The organism is Streptomyces sp. NPDC059900 (assembly GCF_050270335.1).
Classification (GTDB): domain Bacteria; phylum Actinomycetota; class Actinomycetes; order Streptomycetales; family Streptomycetaceae; genus Streptomyces.
In genome coordinates, this window is record NZ_JBNNJZ010000809.1 from 1 (window position 1) to 2,852 (window position 2,852).

Consider the following 2,852-nt stretch of genomic DNA (forward strand, 5'->3'; position numbering starts at 1 on the left):
GTGTAGAACTGCGCGGAGTGGTTGACCGAGCCGCGGTTCCACTTGTCGTTGACGAAGGCCGCGACCTCGCCGAAGACATAGAAGTCACCGGCCTTGTCCGCGCCGTACTTCGCCACCAGCTTGTCGTGCAGCGCGGGCAGGAAGCGGCGGTTCCAGGTGGTGCGCGGGATGTGCACGGCGGTGTCGATGCGGAAGCCGTCCACGCCCATGTCGATGTACTTGTTGTAGGCGTCGATCAGATACCCCTGCACATCGGCGTTCTCGGTGTTGAAGTCCGCCAGATCGTCGTGGAGCCAGCAGCTGCGCGAGTCCTCGCCCTCCCAGTTGCCGATCCAGCACTGGTGGTACTTGTCCTTGGGGAACATGCCCGACGTGGGGCTCGGCCACTGGCAGTTGTAGATCTTCCGGCCGTCGGAACCGGTGCCCGACTGTTTGCCCCAGTCCTTGCAGGTGTTGCCCGCCGGTTCCGCGGTGGACCAGCGGTCGCCGTTGTAGGGGTTGCCCTGCGCGTCCTCGTCGAGCGGGTCGTACTTCTTGCCCTCGACCTTGTCGTCGTAGTAGTCGCCCCACTCCTCGTCCTGGACGCCGAACGCGGTCGGGGTGAACAGGCCCTTGGCGCCCCACCGGGAGCTGTGGTTGTAGACGACGTCCTGGTAGATCTTGATGCCTTTGGCGTGTGCCCGGTCGATGAGCTGCTGGTAGGAGACGCCGTCGGACTCCAGGCGCGGGTCGATCTCGTAGAAGTCGTATCCGTGGTAGCCGTGGTAGTCGTAGTCCGACCTGTTCATGACCACCGGGGTGATCCAGATCGCCGAGAAGCCGAGACCTTTGATGTAGTCCAGCTTCTCGGCGAGGCCCTTGAAGTCGCCGCGGGTCATGGGGTCGTTGTTGGCCGCGTTCCCGGACGACGTGTGCTGGTTGCCGCCGCGGTTGTTGGACGTGTCGCCGTCGTTGAAGCGGGCGGTCATCGCGAAGTAGATGGAGTCCTCGCGCGGATCCCCGCCGAGCATGCTGGCCGGCTCCGCCCCGGCAGCCACGTTCCGGGCGTCGCCCGCCGCCCTGTCCGCGCCGTCGACACCGGGCAGCAGTGTCAGGAACAGCGCGGCCAGGACGGCGGCCAGTAGCGCTCTGGGCTTTCGGACGGCATTGAGGTGCGTCATGGATCCTCCTGTACGTAGTGGGGTACGCGGGAGGGCCGACGCGCCATCAGCCCGGACGGGTGCAGGGGCCGGTCAGGCCCGTGACTGCGGTCCCGTGACTCAGCCTCGCTCGAAGACGGCGACGCTCCGTGCGGGGACGCTGAAAGTGCCTGAACTCCTCTCGTACGACGACGACTTGACCACCGGGTCGCCGCCCTTGGCCTGGACGGGGTGCAGCCGGTACGCGGTGTCCTTCACGGCAGCGACGCTCTGCTTCTGCGTCTGCGGGGTCGAGTTGAAGACGACCACCAGGTCCCCGGCCCGCATGGTGATGACGCCGGGGGTCTCGCCCGATGTGCCCGACAGCGGGAAGGAGAGCCGGGACTGGACCTGCCCTGCCGTGGCCAGGGAGAACGCAGGCTCGGTCGCGCGCAGCTTCACCAGGTCCTGGTAGGCGGCCGATGTGCCGTTGATCTGTGCGCAGCCGGGGGTCAGGGACGCGGACGTCAGCAGGGGCTTTCCGTAGGACCACTTGTCCTTGTTGTCGGCGGCCGGGGGCAGGCCGCGGCCGAAGCCGTTGCCGTCGCGGCAGTTCCAGTGCAGGGCGTTGAACCAGTCGCCGCTGTCGTAGGAGTTGCGGTCAAGGGACTTGGAGCGCAGCAGGTCGCTGCCCGCCTGGGAGAGGGACGGGCCCTGGGACAGGGTGGCGGTCGCCATGGCGAGCACCTGCATGCGCGAGCGCTCGGCGGCCGTGGTGTCCGCGGGCAGCTTGAAGGCGAGTGCGTCGTAGAGCGCTTCGTTGTCGTGGGCGTCGGCGTAGGAGAGGGCGTCGCCGGGGGCGGCGGCGTATCCGGCCGGGGCGCCGTTGTAGTCGACCTCGGAGCCCTTGACCTTCTTGCCCGCGGAGTCGGTGAACGAGTAGTCGGCGAGGTTGCCAGTCAGGGCCACCTTGATCAGGTCCTGGTAGTGCAGGAGGCGGGCCTTCTGCTCGGCCGGGGTGCCGTTGGCCTTCGACGCGTTGGGGTCGGTGAACAGGCCGCTGGCGAAGCCCTGGACGCCGGGGTCGTCGTCGAATGGGCCGCCGCCGCGCACCGCGTCGCGGCCGCGGTCGGAGAAGGTGGCGATGCCCGTGCCCGCCATGTTCTTCTGGGTGGCCTGGACGAAGCGGGCGTCGTCCGCGATCTCGCCGAAGTCCCAGCCCTCGCCGTACAGGACGATGTTCTTGCCGTCGACGCCGTCCTTCTCGGGGGTCAGCGCGTCCAGGGCCTTGCGGACGGCCAGGATGTTGGCCTTGGGGTGGTGCCCCATCAGGTCGAAGCGGAAGCCGTCGACCTTGTACTCCTTGGCCCAGGTGACGAGGGAGTCGACCACGAGCTTGCCCATCATGGCGTTCTCGGGGGCGGTGTTGGCGCAGCAGGTGGAGGTGGCCACCGTGCCGTCGGCCATCAGCCGCTGGTAGTAGCCGGGGACGATCTTGTCGAGGACGGACTTGTCTGCCTGGCCGCTGGCGACGGTGTGGTTGTAGACGACGTCCATCACGGTGCGCAGGCCGGAGCCGTTGAGGCCCTGGACCATCTGCCGGAACTCGGTGGTGCGCTTCGTGCCGTCGGGGTCGGAGGCGTAGGAGCCTTCGGGGACGGTGTAGTGGAGCGGGTCGTAGCCCCAGTTGAAGCCGTCCTTCGCGGCGGCCTTCATGACGCAGGCCTGCTGCTC

2 protein-coding genes are annotated in these 2,852 nt (G+C 67.9%); both read right to left on the minus strand.

Annotated elements, in window-relative coordinates; all coding sequences use genetic code 11:
- On the minus strand, nt 1-1,160 hold a 1,160-nt coding region (locus ACQKIP_RS44280; RefSeq protein ID WP_427745584.1), incomplete at its 3' end, for an alpha-amylase family glycosyl hydrolase.
- 99 nt (nt 1,161-1,259) lie between these two features.
- Nucleotides 1,260-2,852 (minus strand): pullulanase-type alpha-1,6-glucosidase (gene pulA / locus ACQKIP_RS44285; protein WP_427745585.1); only part of this gene is annotated, 1,593 nt, incomplete at its 5' end.